21 protein-coding genes and 1 tRNA gene are annotated in these 17,765 nt (G+C 63.3%); 12 read left to right on the top strand and 10 right to left on the bottom strand.

Features of this window, described 5'->3' with window-relative positions; genetic code table 11:
• The first annotated feature begins 19 nt into the window (after positions 1 to 19).
• Positions 20 to 439, top strand: coding sequence for a cupin domain-containing protein (locus tag KX928_RS09720; RefSeq protein WP_219501483.1), 420 nt, complete (start codon positions 20 to 22; stop codon positions 437 to 439).
• Here KX928_RS09720 and KX928_RS09715 read toward each other — a convergent pair whose 3' ends face one another.
• Complete coding sequence (locus KX928_RS09715; protein ID WP_219501481.1) at positions 440 to 1,564, bottom strand: anhydro-N-acetylmuramic acid kinase; 1,125 nt, start codon at positions 1,562 to 1,564, stop codon at positions 440 to 442.
• Positions 1,565 to 1,628: 64 nt separating this feature from the next.
• Here KX928_RS09715 and tyrS point away from each other — a divergent pair, with 64 nt between their 5' ends.
• Positions 1,629 to 2,879 (top strand): tyrosine--tRNA ligase, encoded by a 1,251-nt coding sequence (gene tyrS, locus KX928_RS09710; protein WP_219501479.1) that lies wholly within the window; start codon positions 1,629 to 1,631, stop codon positions 2,877 to 2,879.
• On the opposite strand, the gene KX928_RS24000 is transcribed toward tyrS, so the two are convergent.
• Positions 2,876 to 3,007: a hypothetical protein gene (locus KX928_RS24000; protein ID WP_257883651.1), complete on the bottom strand. Its 132-nt coding sequence runs from the start codon at positions 3,005 to 3,007 to the stop codon at positions 2,876 to 2,878. The genes tyrS and KX928_RS24000 overlap by 4 nt on opposite strands.
• Positions 3,008 to 3,053: 46 nt before the next feature.
• Here KX928_RS24000 and KX928_RS09705 point away from each other — a divergent pair, with 46 nt between their 5' ends.
• Complete coding sequence (locus KX928_RS09705; protein ID WP_219501478.1) at positions 3,054 to 3,938, top strand: GNAT family N-acetyltransferase; 885 nt, start codon at positions 3,054 to 3,056, stop codon at positions 3,936 to 3,938.
• 55 nt (positions 3,939 to 3,993) lie between these two features.
• On the top strand, positions 3,994 to 4,749 hold the full coding sequence (locus KX928_RS09700; RefSeq protein ID WP_219501476.1) for an SDR family NAD(P)-dependent oxidoreductase: 756 nt from the start codon (positions 3,994 to 3,996) through the stop codon (positions 4,747 to 4,749).
• A gap of 2 nt (positions 4,750 to 4,751) precedes the next feature.
• Here KX928_RS09700 and KX928_RS09695 read toward each other — a convergent pair whose 3' ends face one another.
• The 3 genes from KX928_RS09695 to KX928_RS09685 all read right to left on the bottom strand — a co-directional run bounded on the left by KX928_RS09695 (position 4,752) and on the right by KX928_RS09685 (position 7,925).
• The gene (locus KX928_RS09695) at positions 4,752 to 6,560 is read right to left on the bottom strand and encodes an ABC-F family ATP-binding cassette domain-containing protein (protein ID WP_219501474.1); all 1,809 of its coding nucleotides are present in this window, start codon (positions 6,558 to 6,560) and stop codon (positions 4,752 to 4,754) included.
• A gap of 85 nt (positions 6,561 to 6,645) precedes the next feature.
• Complete coding sequence (locus KX928_RS09690; protein ID WP_219501472.1) at positions 6,646 to 7,371, bottom strand: GNAT family N-acetyltransferase; 726 nt, start codon at positions 7,369 to 7,371, stop codon at positions 6,646 to 6,648.
• Between the two features lie 71 nt (positions 7,372 to 7,442).
• On the bottom strand, positions 7,443 to 7,925 hold the full coding sequence (locus KX928_RS09685) for an outer membrane protein assembly factor BamE (RefSeq protein ID WP_219501470.1): 483 nt from the start codon (positions 7,923 to 7,925) through the stop codon (positions 7,443 to 7,445).
• Positions 7,926 to 8,012: 87 nt separating this feature from the next.
• Between KX928_RS09685 and KX928_RS09680 the strand changes: the two genes are divergently transcribed.
• The 8 genes from KX928_RS09680 to KX928_RS09645 all read left to right on the top strand — a co-directional run bounded on the left by KX928_RS09680 (position 8,013) and on the right by KX928_RS09645 (position 13,938).
• Positions 8,013 to 8,576, top strand: a complete 564-nt coding sequence (locus KX928_RS09680; protein ID WP_219501468.1) for a YceD family protein — start codon at positions 8,013 to 8,015, stop codon at positions 8,574 to 8,576.
• Between the two features lie 206 nt (positions 8,577 to 8,782).
• Positions 8,783 to 8,989 carry a 50S ribosomal protein L32 gene (gene rpmF / locus KX928_RS09675; RefSeq protein ID WP_159979744.1) on the top strand — a complete coding sequence of 69 codons (207 nt, stop codon included), beginning with the start codon at positions 8,783 to 8,785 and terminating at the stop codon, positions 8,987 to 8,989.
• A gap of 48 nt (positions 8,990 to 9,037) precedes the next feature.
• Positions 9,038 to 10,111: a phosphate acyltransferase PlsX gene (plsX, locus tag KX928_RS09670; RefSeq protein ID WP_219501466.1), complete on the top strand. Its 1,074-nt coding sequence runs from the start codon at positions 9,038 to 9,040 to the stop codon at positions 10,109 to 10,111.
• Positions 10,108 to 11,079 (top strand): beta-ketoacyl-ACP synthase III, encoded by a 972-nt coding sequence (locus KX928_RS09665; protein WP_219501463.1) that lies wholly within the window; start codon positions 10,108 to 10,110, stop codon positions 11,077 to 11,079. Before plsX ends, KX928_RS09665 begins: the two co-directional genes overlap by 4 nt.
• A gap of 98 nt (positions 11,080 to 11,177) precedes the next feature.
• Positions 11,178 to 11,480, top strand: a complete 303-nt coding sequence (gene ihfA, locus KX928_RS09660) for an integration host factor subunit alpha (protein ID WP_219501461.1) — start codon at positions 11,178 to 11,180, stop codon at positions 11,478 to 11,480.
• 4 nt (positions 11,481 to 11,484) lie between these two features.
• On the top strand, positions 11,485 to 12,660 hold the full coding sequence (locus tag KX928_RS09655) for a MerR family transcriptional regulator (RefSeq protein ID WP_219501460.1): 1,176 nt from the start codon (positions 11,485 to 11,487) through the stop codon (positions 12,658 to 12,660).
• Positions 12,661 to 12,717: 57 nt separating this feature from the next.
• A tRNA-Pro gene (locus tag KX928_RS09650) sits at positions 12,718 to 12,794 on the top strand.
• Positions 12,795 to 12,861: 67 nt separating this feature from the next.
• Positions 12,862 to 13,938: a 2'-deoxycytidine 5'-triphosphate deaminase gene (locus KX928_RS09645; protein WP_219501458.1), complete on the top strand. Its 1,077-nt coding sequence runs from the start codon at positions 12,862 to 12,864 to the stop codon at positions 13,936 to 13,938.
• 3 nt (positions 13,939 to 13,941) lie between these two features.
• On the opposite strand, the gene KX928_RS09640 is transcribed toward KX928_RS09645, so the two are convergent.
• The 5 genes from KX928_RS09640 to KX928_RS09620 all read right to left on the bottom strand — a co-directional run bounded on the left by KX928_RS09640 (position 13,942) and on the right by KX928_RS09620 (position 17,704).
• A complete protein-coding gene (locus KX928_RS09640) occupies positions 13,942 to 14,166 on the bottom strand; it encodes a hypothetical protein (RefSeq protein ID WP_219501456.1) in 225 nt (74 codons plus the stop codon).
• A 73-nt stretch (positions 14,167 to 14,239) separates the two neighbouring features.
• A complete protein-coding gene (scpB, locus tag KX928_RS09635) occupies positions 14,240 to 14,827 on the bottom strand; it encodes an SMC-Scp complex subunit ScpB (RefSeq protein WP_219502113.1) in 588 nt (195 codons plus the stop codon).
• 68 nt (positions 14,828 to 14,895) lie between these two features.
• A complete protein-coding gene (locus KX928_RS09630) occupies positions 14,896 to 15,687 on the bottom strand; it encodes a segregation and condensation protein A (RefSeq protein WP_219501454.1) in 792 nt (263 codons plus the stop codon).
• 14 nt (positions 15,688 to 15,701) lie between these two features.
• Positions 15,702 to 16,700, bottom strand: coding sequence for a beta-N-acetylhexosaminidase (gene nagZ / locus KX928_RS09625; protein WP_219501452.1), 999 nt, complete (start codon positions 16,698 to 16,700; stop codon positions 15,702 to 15,704).
• Complete coding sequence (locus KX928_RS09620; protein ID WP_219502112.1) at positions 16,697 to 17,704, bottom strand: SPOR domain-containing protein; 1,008 nt, start codon at positions 17,702 to 17,704, stop codon at positions 16,697 to 16,699. The genes nagZ and KX928_RS09620 overlap by 4 nt, the downstream gene beginning before the upstream one ends.
• Positions 17,705 to 17,765: the final 61 nt, after the last annotated feature.

Raw genomic sequence — 17,765 nt, 5'->3', positions numbered from 1 at the left:
CGCAGACTAGCCTGAAAGCATGACAGCACAAGATATCATCAAGCGCCTCAACCTGGCGCCGCATCCGGAGGGCGGGCACTACCGCCAGACGTGGGTGGCGGAGAATGACGGGCGTCCCAGCGGCACCTGCATTTATTTCCTTCTGGCGGCGGGAGAAACGAGCCACTGGCACAGGGTCGATGCCACCGAGATCTGGCTGTACCACGCGGGCGCGCCCCTGATCCTGTCGCTCGGCCCGGATGACGCCGGGCCCGCGACCGATCACATGCTGTCACCCGACCTGACACGGGGGGCCCCGCAAATCATTGTACCAGCGCACCATTGGCAAGCGGCGCGCAGCACCGGCGACTACACGTTGGTCAGCTGTACTGTCTCGCCCGGGTTTCAGTTCGACGGGTTTGAACTGGCCCCGGCAGGCTTCGACATCCCGCGCGGTTGATCAGACCGCCACATCCGTTTCCGACGGCCAGCTGAGCGTCCCGCCCCCGATCGCAGCCTTAACCCCCGTGGTCCCGGGGCAAGACGTCGGCAGACCGCGCGCGACACGCACGGCGAGATAGGCAAAGGCCTGCGCTTCCAGCATATCCCCGTTGAGCCCAACCGCTTCGACCGGCCGCACCGGACAGTCCAGCGACACCGCGAGCATCTGCATCAGCACCGGGTTGTGCCGCCCGCCGCCGGTCACCAACACCTGCGCCGGGGCCTGCGGGCAATGCTGGATACCCGCCGCCACACCGGCGGCGCACATCGCTGTCAGCGTCGCCGCCGCATCCGCATCGTTCAGCTCAGCCACAAGCGCTATCATTTCGGAAAAATCGTTCCGATCCAGTGATTTGGGCGGTATCCGGGCGAAATACGGCTCAGCCAGAAACAACTCCAGTGCACCCTGTTCCACTGTGCCGCGCCGTGCGGTCCGGCCACCCTCGTCGAAGGCCAGACCCAACCGGCTTTGCAAGAGGTCGTTCAGCGGCGCGTTGGCCGGCCCTGTGTCGAAGGCCAGCAAGGCGCCCGCCTCTTCCGGACGGGCCCGGGACGGGTCCACATATGTCAGGTTGCCCACTCCGCCCAGATTCAAAAAAGCCAGCGGTTCGGTCGCGCGGATGTGGCAGGCGCAGGCAAAGTGGAAGAAAGGCGCAAGCGGTGCGCCCTCGCCGCCCATTTCGACGTCCGTACGGCGGAAATCCCAGACCACCGGGCATCCCAGCGCCTGCGACAGCCAGGCCCCGTCACCAACCTGCAGAGTCCCGCGCGCGCGGGGGGCATGCGCCAGAGTCTGCCCGTGAAATCCAACCAGATCGTAGCCTGAAAAATCCTCGAACAGTGCCAGATGCGCCTGTTCGATGACATCCGTCGCGGCCTCCACGGCATCGCCTGCCCACTGGCCCAGTGCACCGCGCAATATTGCCTGTTCCGCCGGTGAATAGCCGCGGTAGGACGCAGGCCCGAACCCCTCGATCCGCTCGCCGTCGGTTCGCAGGATCGCGGCGTCAACCCCGTCCAGCGAAGTGCCGCTCATCGCGCCCAGGGCCGTGACAATGCCGGTTTTCTCAATGGCCCTTTTCAAAGCCTTTTCCTTTGCCTGCTCACCGCCTATAGAGTGGGCGCAATTCAAGCCGAGGGCAAGTACGATGACCTATCACCCCAAGTCCGATTTCCTGCGCGAACTGAGCAGCCGCGGTTTCATCGCCGACTGCACAAACCTGCAGGAACTCGACGAACGGATGGTATCCGGCGTTGTCACCGGCTACATCGGCTTCGATCTGACCGCGACCAGCCTGCACATCGGCAATCTGGTGCAGATCATGCTGCTGCGCTGGTTGCAAAAGACCGGGCACCGGCCGATCACGCTTATGGGTGGGGGCACCACCAAGGTGGGCGATCCCTCCGGCAAGGACGAGATGCGCAAAATCCTGTCGGTAGAGCAAATCAACAAGAATGCGGAGGGCATTCGCCAGGTCTTCTCGCGCTACATTTCCTACGGCGACGGGCCGCTGGATTCACCGCTGGTCAACAATGCCGAATGGCTTGATGAACTGAAATACATCGACTTTTTGCGCGATATCGGGCGGCATTTCACCATCAACCGCCTGCTGGCTTTCGACAGCGTGAAATCGCGGCTGGACCGGGAACAGGCGCTGTCCTTTATCGAATTCAACTACATGCTTCTGCAGTCCTACGACTTTCTGGAGCTGCACCGCCGCTACGACTGCCGCCTGCAAATGGGCGGCTCCGACCAATGGGGCAACATCGTCTCGGGCGCCGACCTGATACGACGCGTCGATGGCGAGGATGCCTTTGGACTCACCACGCCGCTGGTCACGCGCGCGGATGGCAAAAAGATGGGCAAATCCGCGGAAGGCGCCGTGTGGCTCAATGAAGACATGATGTCGTCTTACGAGTTCTGGCAATGGTGGCGCAATGTGGCCGATGCCGACGTCGGCAAGTTTCTCAAGCTTTTCACCGAACTGCCGGTGGATGAATGTGACCGGCTGGGTGCCTTGGACGGGGCGGAGATCAACGAGGCCAAGGTACGGCTCGCCAATGAGGTGACCGGCCTGCTGCACGGGACCGAGGCGGCGGCGGCGGCAGAAGCCACGGCGCGCGAGGTTTTCGAAAAAGGGGGTGTGGGGGATGATCTGCCCACCCTCACCCTCAGCGCAGATGATCTGGGCGATGGCATTTCCATCGTGCAACTGATCGTCAAATCCGGGCTGGCGGGGTCCGGCAAGGAAGCAAAGCGTCTGATCGCCGAGAACGGTGCCCGGCTGGACGATCAGCCGTTGACCAACGCGGGCCTGATGATTGATGCCGGCGCCTTGTCACACCCGATCAAGCTGAGCGCGGGCAAGAAGCGGCATGCCTTGGTGCAACTGGGTTAGAACCAGAGCCACTCGACCACGGTGAGAATGGCAAATACCGGAATGGACATGCCGGTCGCGATCAGGAATGCGGCGGTCTTGGTCATGCGGGGTGCGGGGGCGGATACGCCTTGGACAGTCTTTTTCATGCGCCTATTAACCATGAGTTAGGTTTCTGACGGGTTAATGCGGGTCATGTTTGATGCCGCGCCGCCGTGTGATCCCCAACCGCTCCAGCAGAGTGAAGCATTTGAGCGCGCCCTGCAGGCGATCGGCACGCCGACACAACGCCTGCCCGACGGCATGCTTGTCGTGCGCCGCAGCTTCGGGCCAACCACCGTCAGCATGATCACGCGTCCGCAGGCGACCTCGGCGCGGGCCCTGTGCACATCGGCCCGTGCTTTGGGCACGCGCGGTCCGGTGATCATTGCGCCGGACACCATCTTGCCTCTCCACACCATTGGCGCGCTGCCCCTGATAAGCCCGACATCCATCGCCACGCTTGATCTGCGCCATGATCTGGGCAGGTTACGTGCCGGACTGCATCAGAAGTGGCGCAACCGGCTGAAACACGCGGAGCGGCAAAACCTGCGGCTGACGCGGCAGAACATGCCCGATGATCCGCAGCACTGGCTGTTTCAGGCGGAGGCGCGCCAGCAGCGCCAGCGTCGATATCGGCACTGGCCCGGCGCCCTGACACTGGCCTACGCGCGGGAGAACCGGGGGCAGGCCAAACTCTTTTCGGCATATTGGGGCCGTGAACCGATTGCCGCGATGCTGATCCTGCGCCATGGCGCGACCGCCACCTATCACATCGGGCACACCCGTCCAGCCGGGCGCATCGCTTCCGCCCACACCCTGTTGCTATGGGCCGTGATCCGATGGGCGCAGACGAAGGGCGTTGCGCATCTGGAACTGGGATCAATCGACACCGAAGACGGCAAGGGCCTCGCGCGCTTTAAGCTCGGCACCGGCGCAGGGGTGCGCAGGCTGGGCGGGACCTGGGTCCGGTGGGCGCCCCTGACCCAGCTGATATCACCGCTCGCCCGCATGGATCGCAAACTGATGCTGCAAGACTAGACAGGCCACTTTCGCCGTGATTAACTGAACGTGCGTTCATATCAGGGAGAAAGCCATGCGTCTTGCCGACACCGCTGCCATCGTCACCGGCGGGGCGTCAGGCCTCGGAGAGGCCACCGCCCGCCACTTCGCCTCGCAGGGCGCGCAGGTCACGCTGCTGGACCGGGACAGCGCACGCGGTGCTGTCGTCGCGGCGGAAATCAACGGGTGTTTTGCCCAGACCGATGTCACCGACGAAGCGTCGGTGGCTGCGGCCATTGCCCTGGCGCGCGACAAAATGGGCAAGATCACCGCAGCGGTGAACTGCGCCGGAATAGCCGATGCCATCAAAACGGTCGGCCGCGACGGACCTCACCCGCTGGACGCCTTTCAGCGGACGATAGACATCAATCTGAATGGCACCTTCAATGTCGCCCGGCTGGCGGCGGAGGCAATGCAGGACAATACACCTGACGCCGATGGGGCGCGGGGTGTGATCATCAATACCGCCTCCATCGCAGCCTTTGACGGGCAAAAAGGCCAAACGGCCTACGCTGCTTCCAAGGGCGGCGTGGTGGGTTTGTGCCTGCCCATGGCGCGCGATCTGTCGAAACTCGGCATCCGCGTGATGACCATCGCGCCGGGCATTTTCATGACCCCGATGCTCGCTGGCCTTGGGGAGGAGGTGCAGGCGCAACTGGCAGCGGACGTGCCCTGCCCGCCGCGTTTGGGCGATCCGGCGGAATTCGCCGCACTGGCCGGTTTTATCGTGCAGGCCGGTTATCTGAACGGCGAAGTGATCCGCATCGACGGCGCCTTGCGCATGCGCTGACCTCAGGCCGACGCCTTGTCCTCCAGGGTCAGCCATTCTTCTTCGGCAGCCGCAAGCTTTGCCTGGCGCGCCACCAATGCGTCGGTCGCCTTTTGAAATTTCACCGGGTTGTCGGTGAATAGCGCCGGGTCGCCCAGCAGTTCCGCCAGCTTGGCGATTTCCGCTTCCAGACGGGCGATCTCTTCCGGCAGGGCATCAAGGCGGTGTTTCTCGGTAAAGCTCAGCCCCGGTTTCGCCGCTGCCCTGGGCTTATCCGGCGGGGCCGATGCCTTGGGTTTCGCGACACTGTCTGCAAAATCATCCTGACCACGCTGCCGGATGTAATCGCTCCATCCCCCGGCGTACACCGTGGCGTGACCGTCCCCCTCCATCGCAATGGTGGTTGCCGCCACCCGGTCCAGGAAATCACGGTCATGGCTGACCAGCAGAACCGTCCCGTCATAGGTGCCCAGAAGCTCCTGTATCAGGTCGAGCGTTTCCACGTCGAGATCATTGGTCGGTTCATCCAGCACCAGCAGATTGCTCGGGCGCGCCATGATCCTGGCCAGCAGCAACCGCGCCTTTTCCCCCCCAGACAGCGCGCGTACCGGTGCGCGCGCCTGGGCCTCGTCAAAGAGAAATTCCTTGAGATACCCCACGACATGCTTGGGCGCGCCCCGCACCATGACCTGATCGGCCTTGCCCGACACCCGCATCTCCGGATCGCCGGTCAGGCTGTCCCAAAGGCTCATATCCGGGTCCAGCTGCGCCCGCGCCTGATCGAACAATGCGATCTGGAGGTTCGTGCCCAGCTTCACGGTCCCGCTGTCAGGCGCCTCCCGACCGATCAACATGTTCAGAAGCGTTGTCTTGCCCACGCCGTTCGGGCCAACCAGCGCAATCCTGTCGCCCCTCTGCACGGTCAGGGAAAACGGTTTCAGGATCGCCTTGTCGCCGAAGCTCTTGGCAATCGCCGTCGCCTCGATCACCTTGCGGCCGGACTTTGGGCCGGCATCCAGCGCCATTGCCGCGGTACCCTGACGGGTGATCTGCGCGGCACGCGCGGCGCGCAGGTCCTGCAACGCCCGCACCCTGCCCTGGTTCCGCTTGCGCCGCGCGGAAATCCCCTCGACCGCCCATCGCGCCTCGGCCTTGATCTTGCGGTTGAGCTTGTGACGCTGGGTGTCTTCCTCTTCCCAGACCTGATCGCGCCAGACTTCGAAATCGGCAAACCCCTTCTCCTGCCTGCGCACGACGCCGCGATCCACCCATAGTGTCGCCCGCGTCAAGGCCCGCAGGAACGCCCGGTCATGGCTGATGATGATGTATCCCTTGCGGCTCTGGCTGAGCTCGCTTTCCAGCCAGGCGATGGCTTCGATGTCCAGATGGTTGGTGGGCTCGTCCAACAGCATCAGATCGGGGCTGCCCGCCATCAGCCGCGCCAGGGCCGCGCGCCGCCGCTCCCCGCCGCTGGCGGTCTCGACCGGACGGGCGGGATCGAACTTCAACCCCTCCCCGGCACGCTCCACCAGGTACATTTCCGAGGGCTCCAGACCATGCGCAGCAAAATCGCCCAGGGTCGCAAAGCCGGAGAGATCCGGATCCTGTTCCATGTATCCGACGGACACACCGGGACCGGAGACAACCTCGCCCGCGTCCGGTTCCACCAGACCGGCCATCACCTTCATCAGGGTCGATTTGCCTGACCCGTTGCGCCCGACCAACGCCACCCGGTCGCCGGGATGCACCACAAGGCTGAGGCCGTCAAACACCGGGTCACCCCCGAAGGTCAGCGAGATGTCATTGAGTTGTAATAGAGGTACGCGCGCCATGGATGCCAGCTATGCCGCCTCAGCGCCGGCGTCAATGTATCACGCTTCTCTGGTTCATAAATATCCCCGCCGGAGGCGAAAAACTCTATCCCAGCGCGCGCAGCAGACGCTTGCGTGCGGCGGGGATCGCGCCGATCTCCACACCGGTAAAGACGTGCAAGGTGTTCATCTGCCGATCCACCACGGCATGATCGCTGACCCAGCCGCCCATCATCAGGTAGGTGCGCAACAAAGGCGGCATATGTATCATGGCTTTTTTCAGGTCCGGCTTGCGCCGCAGCCGCGCGGCAAATCGAAACACATTCGGCGCCTTGACCCGCGGCAACCAGCGTTTCGGCGCGAGGTGACGCGCCTTCAGCACGGCAAAGGCATCAAGGTAATGGGCCGTTTCAGTCCCGGCAAAGGACGAACAGCCAAACAGCAGCTGCACGTCGTTGGCATCGACGTATTCGGTCATTGCGGCCCACGCGATCCGCAGGATGTCCGGGTCGCGCCGTTCGGGCGCGATGCAGAAACGCCCCATTTCCACCATGCGGCCGTCGAATGCCTCCAGCGCCGACAACTCGTAATACTGCGCCGAGTAGCTGCCCGAAATATCCGCCCCGGTCAGATCCAGCATGCGGAACGTACAGACCAGGCTGTCGCTTTGGCGGTCCAAAATCAGGATATGCGCACATCTGATGTCAAATGCATCGACATCGCGCAGCGCCTTCAGACCGAAGCAGCGCGCGCGCAACCGCTGTGCTGCGTCCAGCTCCCGTGGAGTTGAGGCGGTGCAGGCGCGGTAGCGACCTTTTTCCAATGCAATCATTGCGACCTCCAGCAGATCAACCTGCGCTGATTGCCCTCTATCACACTCTACTTAAACATGGTGTGACAGGCTTAAAGGTCCAGATCGCCGCCACCCGGCGTGAAGCGACCAATGTTGCCCAACAGCTGGCGCAGGAATGTTTTGTCACGCACGCCGGAATCAGTGACCCGCCGGGCCAGCGGCACAACCTGTCCACGCTCCAGCCCGAAGGTCTCGACGTTGGAAACGACACCGCCGGTGTCAAAGGTGATGGCCACCACCTTGCGTTCCACCACTTCCGGCGCGAGCATGGCGAAGGTGCGGACACGGCTGCGGACAAAATACATGCTGCTGTCATTGAGAACGGAACCGGACGCCGCCGATCCCAGTGTTTCTTCGACACTCGCGCGGGTATCGATCCCCACTACGATCTGGTCGAGGTCCTCCTGCGGCGGCACATACCCGTGATCGCGGTAGCGCCCGCCACAGGCGGCAAGGGTCAGGCACACAAGTACAATGGCACTCCATCGCGCGCTTGTGTGCAGGGGGCCGCTGCCCGCTTTGCTGTTGTGCATATAAACTGCCCTCTTGCCCTTGTGCATCATGGCTTTTATCCCGCTTACACCAAGGGACCGCCCTGGTTCAAGAAACGAAAGTGCAAGATGTCCAAGCAAACGCCACCGTCCCCCAGCGCCCTGCGCGTCGCCGAGCTCAAGCAAAACAGCGCCACGGCCTTCGCATTGCGCCCGGGCACAGAGCAGTTGAAGGCGATGGCCGCAGAGCTGGGACTGCTGGGGTTGCGGAAACTGTCCTTTGTCGGAGAGGTCGCCGCACAAGGAAACGCGGACTGGCATCTAAGCGCGACACTGGGCGCCACCGTCGTACAGCCCTGCAGCATCACGCTGGAACCTGTCACAACGCGCATCGACATGCCGGTCACCCGGAGATATGTCGAGGGCTACGCCGAAGACGACGCGCCGGAAGTCGAAATGCCCGAAGACGATACCGTCGAAGCCCTTGGGTCGTGGATCGACCCTGCGCAGGTGATGACCGAGGCGCTGCTTCTCGCCTTGCCGCTTTATCCGCGCAGCGACGGGGCCGAACTGGGCGAAATGGTCTATGCCGCGCCGGGCGTCACCCCGATGCGGGACGAGGACGCGCGGCCGTTTGCCGGTCTGGCAGCACTGCGAGACAAACTCGGCGAGACAGAGGAGGGTGACGGCTGACCGCCAAAGCGTCGCATCCCGCGGCCGGAAAAAACCGCTTGCAACATGTGTCAATGACAGTATTTTGCGCCGCTCCCCCCAATTAGGGTTGGACAAGCGCCCGGCTTGGGCCTAAACGCACGTCACACCCGAACCCTGGGAAAAGAATTGTAACACGGCCCCGCATATAGTTGTGCCCGGCCCCGAACGACAAAAGGCCCAAGACAATGGCTGTTCAACAGAACAAAGTCTCCAAATCGCGCCGCAACAACCGCCGTGCGCATGACGCGCTGGTTGCGGCGAACCCGAACGAATGTACCAACTGTGGCGAGCTGAAGCGCCCGCATCACGTCTGTGCCGCCTGTGGCCATTATGACGACAAAGAAGTTGTCGCTCTCACAGAAGAGATTGATCTGGAAGACGACGCGGCCTAAACCTTTCCCTTAAACAATAAGGGCAGAGGTTTTGGGGGCAGTCGCTCTATGACGGCGCAGACCGATCAGGCACACGCGCAGACCAGACGCATCATTTTGTCCATAGATGCGATGGGCGGGGATGAAGGCCCCGCCGCCGTTGTGGCGGGCTGCGATGTCTCTGCACGCAAGAATCCCGATATCCAGTTTATCCTGCATGGCCCGGAAGCCGAGCTTGCGGCCCTTGTGGAGCGCAGGCGCGCGCTCGACGACAGGGTGGAAATCCGCGACGCCTCCGATGTCGTGACAATGGATGACAAACCCAGCCAGGTCGTGCGCAACGGCAAGGAAACGTCGATGTGGTCGGCCATCGAGGCGGTGCGCGATGGCTCTGCAACCGTGGCCGTCTCCTGCGGCAACACCGGTGCGCTGATGGCGCTGTCGATGATCCGCCTGCGCAAACTGCCGGGTGTCAACCGCCCGGCGATTGCGGTGCTCTACCCCTCGTCCAACCCTCAGGGGTTCAACGTGATGCTGGACGTCGGCGCCGATGTACGCGCCGATGCGGACGATTTGCTGCGCTATGCCCTGATGGGCATGTCCTATGCCCGCAACGGTCTTGACCTGCCGCGCCCCCGGGTCGGCCTGCTGAACGTCGGGACCGAAGAGCACAAGGGACGCACCGAACTCAAAGAGGCCTACGAATTGATTCGCGACCAACGCGAGGAGGCCGGTTTTGAATTTGTCGGCTTCGTCGAAGGGGGCGATATCACCGGTGACATCTGCGATGTTATCGTGACGGATGGCTTTACCGGGAATGTGGCGATCAAAACCGGTGAAGGCACGGCGAGCCTGATCGGTGACCGGCTGCGCGAAGCCTTCAAGTTTTCGCCGCTGTCCAGGCTGGCATCGGTGCTGGCCTATACATCGCTGAACCGGCTGAAAAAGAAGATCGACCCGCGCCGCGTCAACGGTGGCGTGTTTCTGGGGCTGAACGGCACGGTGGTGAAATCGCACGGCTCCGCCGATGCAACCGGGGTATCAGCCGCGATCAAACTTGCAGCACAGCTCGCCGATATTAAGTTTACAGATAAACTGGCGGCCCGGGTGGCCGCCCTGCCCGCCGAGGAGAGCGAACAATGACCCTGCGTGCGGTTGTCAAAGGTGTCGGACATTACTTACCTGAACGGGTTGTGCCCAATGCCGAATTCGAGGCAACGCTTGACACAAATGACGAGTGGATCAGGGCGCGGTCCGGCATTGAACGCCGACATTTCGCCGCCGAAGGTGAAACGACCGCCTCGATGGCGGGCGCGGCGGCGCGTGCGGCTCTGAAAGACGCGGGTCTTGAGGCTTCGGACATTGATGCGATCGTACTGGCCACCTCAACGGCCGATCTGACCTTTCCCTCCGCCGCCACAATGGTGCAGGCCGAACTGGGCATGGAAAATGGCTTTGCCTTCGATGTGCAGGCGGTCTGTGCCGGTTTCATCTACGCGCTCAGCAATGCCAACGCGATGATCCTCTCGGGTCAGGCCCGTCGGGTGCTGGTCATCGGTGCGGAAACCTTCAGTCGCATCATGGACTGGACGGACCGGTCCACCTGCGTGCTCTTCGGCGATGGTGCCGGGGCGCTGGTGCTGGCGGCCGAGGAGGGAACCGGCACCGCCCGCGACCGGGGCATCCTCGCGACGGACCTGAATTCGGACGGCCGCCACAAGGATCTGCTGTACGTCGATGGCGGTGTGTCCACCGGCACGACCGGCTACCTGCGCATGCAAGGCAACCAGGTTTTTCGCCACGCGGTGGAAAAACTGGCCTCGACGGCTACAAAAGCCATGGCGCGCGCCGGCGTCGACCCGGAGGAGGTCGATTGGATCGTGCCGCATCAGGCCAATATCCGGATCATCCAGGGCACCGCGAAAAAGCTGGGACTGCCGATGGAAAACGTGGTTGTCACGGTGCAGGACCACGGCAACACCTCGGCGGCATCGATTCCCCTCGCCCTGTCCGTTGGCCGCGCGCGGGGGCAGATCAAGGACGGAGATCTGATCGTCACCGAGGCAATCGGCGGCGGACTGGCCTGGGGCGCGGTGGTGTTGCGCTGGTAAGGTGGTAATTGTTGCTCAAACGCCGCCCTGCAAGCCATTGATATTGACTCTGAAAATCCCTCTCCCCTATGGTTGCTGAAAACATAACGGGGGATGGTATGGCCGAAAAGACTTTGACACGCATGGATTTGAGTGAGGCCGTGTTCCGCGAAGTGGGTTTGTCCCGCAACGAGAGCGCGCAATTGGTCGAATCCGTTCTTGATCATCTCTCCGACGCGCTGGTGCGCGGCGAGCAGGTGAAAATCTCTTCTTTCGGCACCTTCTCGGTGCGTGATAAATCCGCCCGCATCGGCCGCAACCCCAAGACCGGCGAAGAAGTACCGATCAACCCGCGCCGGGTCCTGACGTTTCGCCCGTCACACCTGATGAAGGATCGCGTGGCCGACGGGAACAAGTCCTGATCTGATGCCCAAATCTCCCGATGCTTTTCGCACGATCTCGGAAGTCGCTGACTGGCTGGGCGTGCAGGCGCACGTGCTGCGCTTCTGGGAAAGCAAGTTCAGCCAGGTTAAACCGATCAAACGGGCCGGTGGCAGACGCTACTACCGCCCGGCTGATATGCTGTTGCTCGGGGGGATCAAGAAGCTGCTGCACGACGACGGCCTGACCATCAAGGGCGTGCAGAAAATCCTGCGCGAACAGGGTATGAGCCACGTCGCGGATCAAAGCCAGGCGCTTGATGACCTGACAATGGCAGTGATCGAGGGCAATGTGTCCGATGCGGCAGCCGAACCGGCGGCGCCATCACCTGACCCCGATCCCGCGCCGCCGGATGCGTCCGCGGACGACACATCGCCACCGGACGATGTGTCCACCGCTGCCGAAGACGTCCTCCCCCCGGTCGAGGCCGCTGACGTGTTGGCAGAGCCGTCGGAGGTCGGCGCACTGGATGACGGTAATGCCGCCGCGGACATTGACGGGACCGTTGAGGAAGTGGCGGGATCGGACGACGCCGAGGCGCCGCAGGACCCCGAACCGCAGCTCTCAATGGAAGACTCCCCGGAACCCGACGTGGTGGCTTCCGAACCTGAGGCAATCCCGGAAGCTGACATCGATCTGACCCCGGAGCTGCCCGACGCGGCAGATGAGGATGTGACCATCGACGCGGCAGCAGAGGCTCCCGAAGAGGCGGATACGCAGAGTGATGCAGATACGGGCGCGGCGCCGGAAACCGCCGCATCCCCCGAAACGGATGAGGTACCCGAGACCGCAGTTGCCGAAGAAAATCAGGCCTTGCCGAGTTTCTTACGGCACCCGTTGACCGACCCGGTGCCCGAGGCCGAACCAGAACCGACAGACCCTGCGCCGGAACCCGAGCCAACGGACACCGCGCCAGCGGCACCGGATATGGCGGTGGACGCAGACGGCGCGACAGACATACCGCCAAAACCGCGGGTCATTGATCTGCCACCATTGCCTGCGGAAGAAGACATGCCGGCGCAGCCCTCCGCACTCTCGGCGCTTGCGCGGATGAACGCACTGGCCCCGGAACAGCGGGACGCGGCCAAGCCGCTTCTGGCGCAATTGATCCGACTGCGCACCAGCATGGCCAAACCGCGCAAAGACGTCCGCAAAGACTGACGCCATGGCAATTCTCTCTTGCCTCGGCCCTCAGATCGGGTATGAAGCGCCTCATGTCGGGCTATGGCGCAGCCTGGTAGCGCGTCCGTCTGGGGGACGGAAGGTCGCAGGTTCGAGTCCTGCTAGCCCGACCAACATCCGACATATGCCAAGTGCCCGCGCAGGCCATGCGCGGGCACTTGCATTTCAGGGAGCGAACAGATGAGCGGCGTGCTGCCAAATCAACAGATCACCCGGATGATCGCCGACACGCAAATCGCCTCGACGCGCCCGATCAGCGAGGCGCAAATTCAACCGGCCAGTCTAGACCTTCGTTTGGGAACAACGGCTTACCGTGTCCGCGCCTCCTTTCTCGCGGGCCATGGCAAACGCGTTTCCGACCGGTTGAAAGAATTCGAGATGCACCGGGTCGATCTGACGGCGGGCGCGGTGCTGGAAAAGGGCTGCGTCTATGTTGTGCCCCTGATGGAATCGCTGGCCTTGCCCGACGACGTTCAGGCCGTCGCAAATGCAAAAAGCTCCACCGGACGGCTCGACCTGCTGACCCGCACCATCACCGACGGCGGCACCGAGTTCGACCGGATCGCGCCGGGGTATTGCGGCCCGCTATATGCCGAAATCTGCCCCCGCTCCTTCTCGGTGCTGGTGCGGCCCGGGATGCGGCTCAACCAGATCCGGTTCGGCGATGGCCAGGCGGTTCTGGACGACGCGGCCCTGCGCGCCCTGCACAGGCAAACGCCGCTTGTAGATGGGCCTGCGGTGATCGACGAGGGCCTGGGGTTTTCCGTCGACCTGCGCCTGCCGGACACCACATTGGTAGGCTACCGCGCGAAACCGCATACCGGCGTGATCGATCTCGATCTGGTCAACCACTACAGCCCGCGGGAATACTGGGAGGAAGTTCATACCGACAATGGGCAGATCATTCTGGATCCCGGCGCCTTCTATATTCTCGTCAGCCGTGAAGCCGTGACAATCCCGCCGGAATATGCTGCTGAAATGGCCCCGTTTCTCGCCATGGTGGGCGAATTCAGGGTGCATTACGCGGGCTTTTTCGACCCCGGGTTCGGCCATGCGTCAGCCGGGGGAGCGGGCTCCCGGGGGGTGCTGGAAGTCCGCTGTCATGAAGCGCCCTTTGTGCTGGAGCATGGGCAGGTTGTCGGGCGTCTCGTGTATGAAAAGATGCGGGAAGTACCGACGCAGCTCTACGGGGCCGGCATTGCCTCGAACTACCAGGGGCAGGGATTGAAGCTGTCCAAGCATTTTCGCACAGGCTGATCGCTAGCTTCGCGTTGTGCGCCGAACCAGTTTTGCCGCCTGTTTTGCCTGCCGCGCAGCTTTTCTGGCCTGACGGCGCTGCCTGATCTCGGCCTGTGTCTCGCCGCCGGACGGGTCCGGGGTTGGTGTGCGCCGCATCGTCGATGCCTTGGTGATCCCCGCGCTGATGCCCTTGTTGACCAGCCGCCGTGTGATCTGGCGCAGGATCATATTCAGTAGTCTGTCCATGTGTCTGCCCTCCGCAGCCTTGCCTCGCGCGCATCATACCGCAAATTGCGGCAATTTTCAGAACATCCCGCTCTCAGTCTTCGAAGAGTTCGCTTTGCCCTTCGGCACTTTCCTCTTCGTCCTCCTCCTCCGGACCGGGCATCATCGCGCTGGGGGGCGGGCGATTTTCAAGCAACCCGGCGGCGCGGAGTTCCTTCAAGCCCGGCAGATCGCGGGCATTCTCGAGCCCGAAATGATCCAGAAAACCTTCGGTGACCACAAAGGTCACCGGGCGCCCCGGTGTCATCTTGCGCCGACCGAACCGGACCCACTCCATCTCCAGCAACTGGTCCACGGTGCCACGGCTGACGGACACACCGCGAATTTCCTCGATCTCGGCCCGCGTGACCGGCTGGTGATAGGCGATGATCGCCAGAGTCTCGATCGCCGCGCGCGACAGCTTCCGCGTCTCAACCGTTTCACGCTGCATCAAAAACCCCAGATCAGGGGCCGTGCGCATGGCCCAGGCGTCGCCGATCTTGCACAGGTTCACGCCGCGCCCCTCGTAGCGCTTGCGCAGATGCACCAGCGCTTCGGCAGGATCGGACCCATGCGGCATCCGCGCCGCCAACTCGCGCAGCGAAACCGGCTCCGCCGTGGCAAAAAGGATTGCCTCCACCATCCGCTCCTGCTCCCCTATGGGCGGGGCTTCGAACAGGCTCTCTTCGGTCTCTTGCGGCGTGTCGTCGGTCACTGTGGGGTATCTCTCTTGCGCAGTTGAATGGGCGCGAATGTCCCGGACTGGCGGATTTCCAGATGCCCCTCTTTAACAAGCTCCAGAGAGGCCGCAAAGGTCGCCGCCGTGGCGGATCGTCTGCGAACGGGATCCATCTCCCATCCCTCGGGCAGGTAGCTTGAAATATCCGTCCATTCCCCGGCAAACCCGATCAGCCCGCGCATGCGGTCCAGGGCCTGTTCCATCGTGAACACCGCGTCGCGGTCCATCACGAAAGGCCGGAAATCGTCACGGGTGCGGATACGGGCGTAGCCCTGCATCAGATCCAGCAGCGTCGCGGTATACTCGATCTTGCGGGTGCGCGTGACCTCATGCGTCTGCCCCCGGCTGAAGAAATCCCGGCCCAGCCGGTCGCGCCCCATGAGCCGCGCTGCCGCGTCCCGCATTGCCTGCAGACGTTCCAGCTGGAAGGCCAGATGTGCCGCGAGTTCTTCGCCCGAGGGCCCGTCCTCCGAGGGGTCGGGCGGCAGCAGCAACCGTGACTTCAGAAAAGCCAGCCACGCGGCCATCACGAGGTAATCCGCCGCCAGTTCAAGGCGCAACGCCTTGGCCCGCTCGACAAAGGCGAGATATTGCTTTGCCAGCGCCAGCACCGAGATTTTGCGCAGATCGACCTTTTGCGTCCGGCTCAGCGTCAGCAGCAGGTCCAGGGGGCCTTCAAACCCGTCGACATCCACGATCAGCGCCTCGGCCGCCAGCCGGTCCGCTACCGATAGAGTGTCTTCTTCAAAGGGTACTTCAGCCATGCCCCATAACGATTTTACGCCCCGCTCAACAGCGTCTCAAGCTGCGCGCGTAAGGTGTCAATGTCAATATCGTCCGGGGTTTTGCGCGCAGCCAATGCGCGCTCCGCACGGATCTGCGCCGCCGCCGTCATCTCGCCCGCCGCCTCCGCCACCATCTGGCGTTCCCGCAGCGGCGCATTGCAGAACAGGATGACATCGCATCCGGCCGACACCGCGCGCGTGGCAACCTCGGCGCGCGAGCCCTGCAGCGCCTTCATGCCGATATCATCGGTCATGATCAGGTTGTCATAGCCGATATCCTCGCGGATCAGGCGCATCACCTGCGGCGACAGCGTCGCGGGCCTGTCATCCAGGGCGTCAAAGACAAGATGCGCTGTCATCCCCATGGGCACATCTTTCAATGCTGCAAATGGCGCAAAATCCTGGGCTGCCAGGGTCGGCAGATCGGCCCCGACATGGGGCAGATCATAGTGGCTGTCCAGGGTTGTGCGACCATGGCCGGGCATGTGCTTGATCACCGGCAGGACGCCACCCGCCAGCAACCCGTCGGCCACGGCCCGCCCCAGTGTCGCGACGGTTGCCGGGTCTGACCCGTAACAGCGGTTGGCAAGGAATTCATGCGTCTCCGGCCCCGCCAGATCAACCATCGGGGCGCAGTTGCTGTCGATCCCCAGGGCATGCAGTTCCGCCGCGATCAGCCGGTATCGCAGATACATCGCCTCTTCCGCCCGCGCGCCTGCCGCGCGCACGAAATCCAGAGGGGGCGTCCATTCCGTCCAGACCGGCGCCCGCAGCCGCTGAACCCGCCCGCCCTCCTGATCTATCGTGATCGGCGCCGCGCGACCAACGCATTCGCGCATCTCGTCGCACAGCTGCCGGACCTGATCCGGGGTGTCGATATTGCGCGCGAACAGGATGAATCCGAAGGGGTCGGCGTCACGAAAGAATGCCTTTTCCTCGACCGAGAGGGTCAGCCCATCGGCGTCCAGAATGGTCGCCCCGAAACGCGTCATTTACTGGCAACAGGAATGCAGTCCACCCCCTCGGCCTTGAAGGCCGAACAAAAGCGCCGCGCATCGCTGAGATCAACAAATCCCATCGCGCGCAGGCGGTAGAACGTCCGTCCGCCCGACTGGGCCATTTGCACAACCCGGGACTTGTCCTGCAGATACTCGCCGAAGCGGTCTTCGAGACGTTTCCATTCGCTGCGCGCCACCGCGGGGCTGTCAAAGGCCCCCAACTGCGCAAGCCGGGTGCCTGCGGGAATGTCGGCGGCGTCTATTTCGGATGTCGGCGTCTCCGCCACATAGGCGGCGGTTATCAGCGTAGGGCCGTTCGCAGGGCGCAATCTGGGGCGTTTCACGGTATGTCGGGGGGCGGCCTCTTCCGCCTGTGCCGCTGTGTCGGGGGCGATCACGACCTCTTCGGCAACAACCGACGAGCCCGGGAGTTCCTCGTCAGGCGCGTCCGATGTAGGCAGGTCCGCGGTCAATTCCGCAACCACCGCGTCAATCGCGCCGCTGTGCAGGTTCTCGGCCAGAGGGCGCGCGGGGGCCTCCGCCTGTTCGGCCGCCTCCCTGAGCGCCTCTGCTGCGGGAACGAGCGGCTGCGGCTGCTCTACCGGCGCAACTTTTGCGAGGGTTATCGGCTGGTCTTCCTGTGCCAGATCGGCAGCACGCGGGGCCAGCACAACCCGGTCCACCGGGCCTGCGGCGGCGCCTTCCGCTGCGACGGCGTTTACCGCCAAGCCCTGATGCCGGGCCACCTGACCGCCCGGGTCTTCCGGACGCACCCGCATCTCGCCCTCTGCGGCACGGACCACGGGGATGCCGCTGACATCGCGCACCATCAGCTTGTACCCCCAGACACCGATGCCCGCGATCAAGGCGAGAGACACCATAGCCCCGGCCACATTCGTCATCATTGTCAGGGAGTTGGGCGGCGCGTCGTCGCCGTGTGGAGCGTCGGAGTCGCGTCCGTAAGCTCCCATGCCATGGGAGAATTCAATGTCCGCCATCATTGCCTCGCTGCCACCAGGATACATGCCCCGGCGGTCTGTCTCATGCTTGCCTGCTCTG

It is taken from the genome of Roseobacter insulae (assembly GCF_019375555.1).
In the GTDB taxonomy this organism is placed as follows: Bacteria; Pseudomonadota; Alphaproteobacteria; order Rhodobacterales; family Rhodobacteraceae; genus Roseobacter; species Roseobacter insulae.
The sequence above is the reverse complement of the archived record's forward strand: the minus strand, read 5'-3'. Positions and strand labels throughout refer to the sequence as shown.

Excerpts from the sequence above, each read along its gene's own strand:
- KX928_RS09720 (WP_219501483.1), top strand. The coding sequence starts at position 20 with ATGACAGCACAAGATATCATCAAGCGCCTCAACCTGGCGCCGCATCCG.
- KX928_RS09665 (WP_219501463.1), top strand. The coding sequence starts at position 10,108 with ATGACCCTGCGTGCGGTTGTCAAAGGTGTCGGACATTACTTACCTGAA.
- ihfA (WP_219501461.1), top strand. The coding sequence starts at position 11,178 with ATGGCCGAAAAGACTTTGACACGCATGGATTTGAGTGAGGCCGTGTTC.
- tyrS (WP_219501479.1), top strand. The coding sequence starts at position 1,629 with ATGACCTATCACCCCAAGTCCGATTTCCTGCGCGAACTGAGCAGCCGC.
- KX928_RS09695 (WP_219501474.1), bottom strand. The coding sequence starts at position 6,560 with ATGGCGCGCGTACCTCTATTACAACTCAATGACATCTCGCTGACCTTC.
- KX928_RS09655 (WP_219501460.1), top strand. The coding sequence starts at position 11,485 with ATGCCCAAATCTCCCGATGCTTTTCGCACGATCTCGGAAGTCGCTGAC.
- KX928_RS09680 (WP_219501468.1), top strand. The coding sequence starts at position 8,013 with ATGTCCAAGCAAACGCCACCGTCCCCCAGCGCCCTGCGCGTCGCCGAG.
- rpmF (WP_159979744.1), top strand. The coding sequence starts at position 8,783 with ATGGCTGTTCAACAGAACAAAGTCTCCAAATCGCGCCGCAACAACCGC.
- KX928_RS09620 (WP_219502112.1), bottom strand. The coding sequence starts at position 17,704 with ATGGCGGACATTGAATTCTCCCATGGCATGGGAGCTTACGGACGCGAC.
- KX928_RS09700 (WP_219501476.1), top strand. The coding sequence starts at position 3,994 with ATGCGTCTTGCCGACACCGCTGCCATCGTCACCGGCGGGGCGTCAGGC.
- KX928_RS09640 (WP_219501456.1), bottom strand. The coding sequence starts at position 14,166 with ATGGACAGACTACTGAATATGATCCTGCGCCAGATCACACGGCGGCTG.
- KX928_RS09705 (WP_219501478.1), top strand. The coding sequence starts at position 3,054 with ATGTTTGATGCCGCGCCGCCGTGTGATCCCCAACCGCTCCAGCAGAGT.
- plsX (WP_219501466.1), top strand. The coding sequence starts at position 9,038 with ATGACGGCGCAGACCGATCAGGCACACGCGCAGACCAGACGCATCATT.
- scpB (WP_219502113.1), bottom strand. The coding sequence starts at position 14,827 with ATGGTGGAGGCAATCCTTTTTGCCACGGCGGAGCCGGTTTCGCTGCGC.
- nagZ (WP_219501452.1), bottom strand. The coding sequence starts at position 16,700 with ATGACGCGTTTCGGGGCGACCATTCTGGACGCCGATGGGCTGACCCTC.
- KX928_RS09645 (WP_219501458.1), top strand. The coding sequence starts at position 12,862 with ATGAGCGGCGTGCTGCCAAATCAACAGATCACCCGGATGATCGCCGAC.
- KX928_RS09685 (WP_219501470.1), bottom strand. The coding sequence starts at position 7,925 with ATGCACAACAGCAAAGCGGGCAGCGGCCCCCTGCACACAAGCGCGCGA.
- KX928_RS09630 (WP_219501454.1), bottom strand. The coding sequence starts at position 15,687 with ATGGCTGAAGTACCCTTTGAAGAAGACACTCTATCGGTAGCGGACCGG.
- KX928_RS09690 (WP_219501472.1), bottom strand. The coding sequence starts at position 7,371 with ATGATTGCATTGGAAAAAGGTCGCTACCGCGCCTGCACCGCCTCAACT.
- KX928_RS24000 (WP_257883651.1), bottom strand. The coding sequence starts at position 3,007 with ATGAAAAAGACTGTCCAAGGCGTATCCGCCCCCGCACCCCGCATGACC.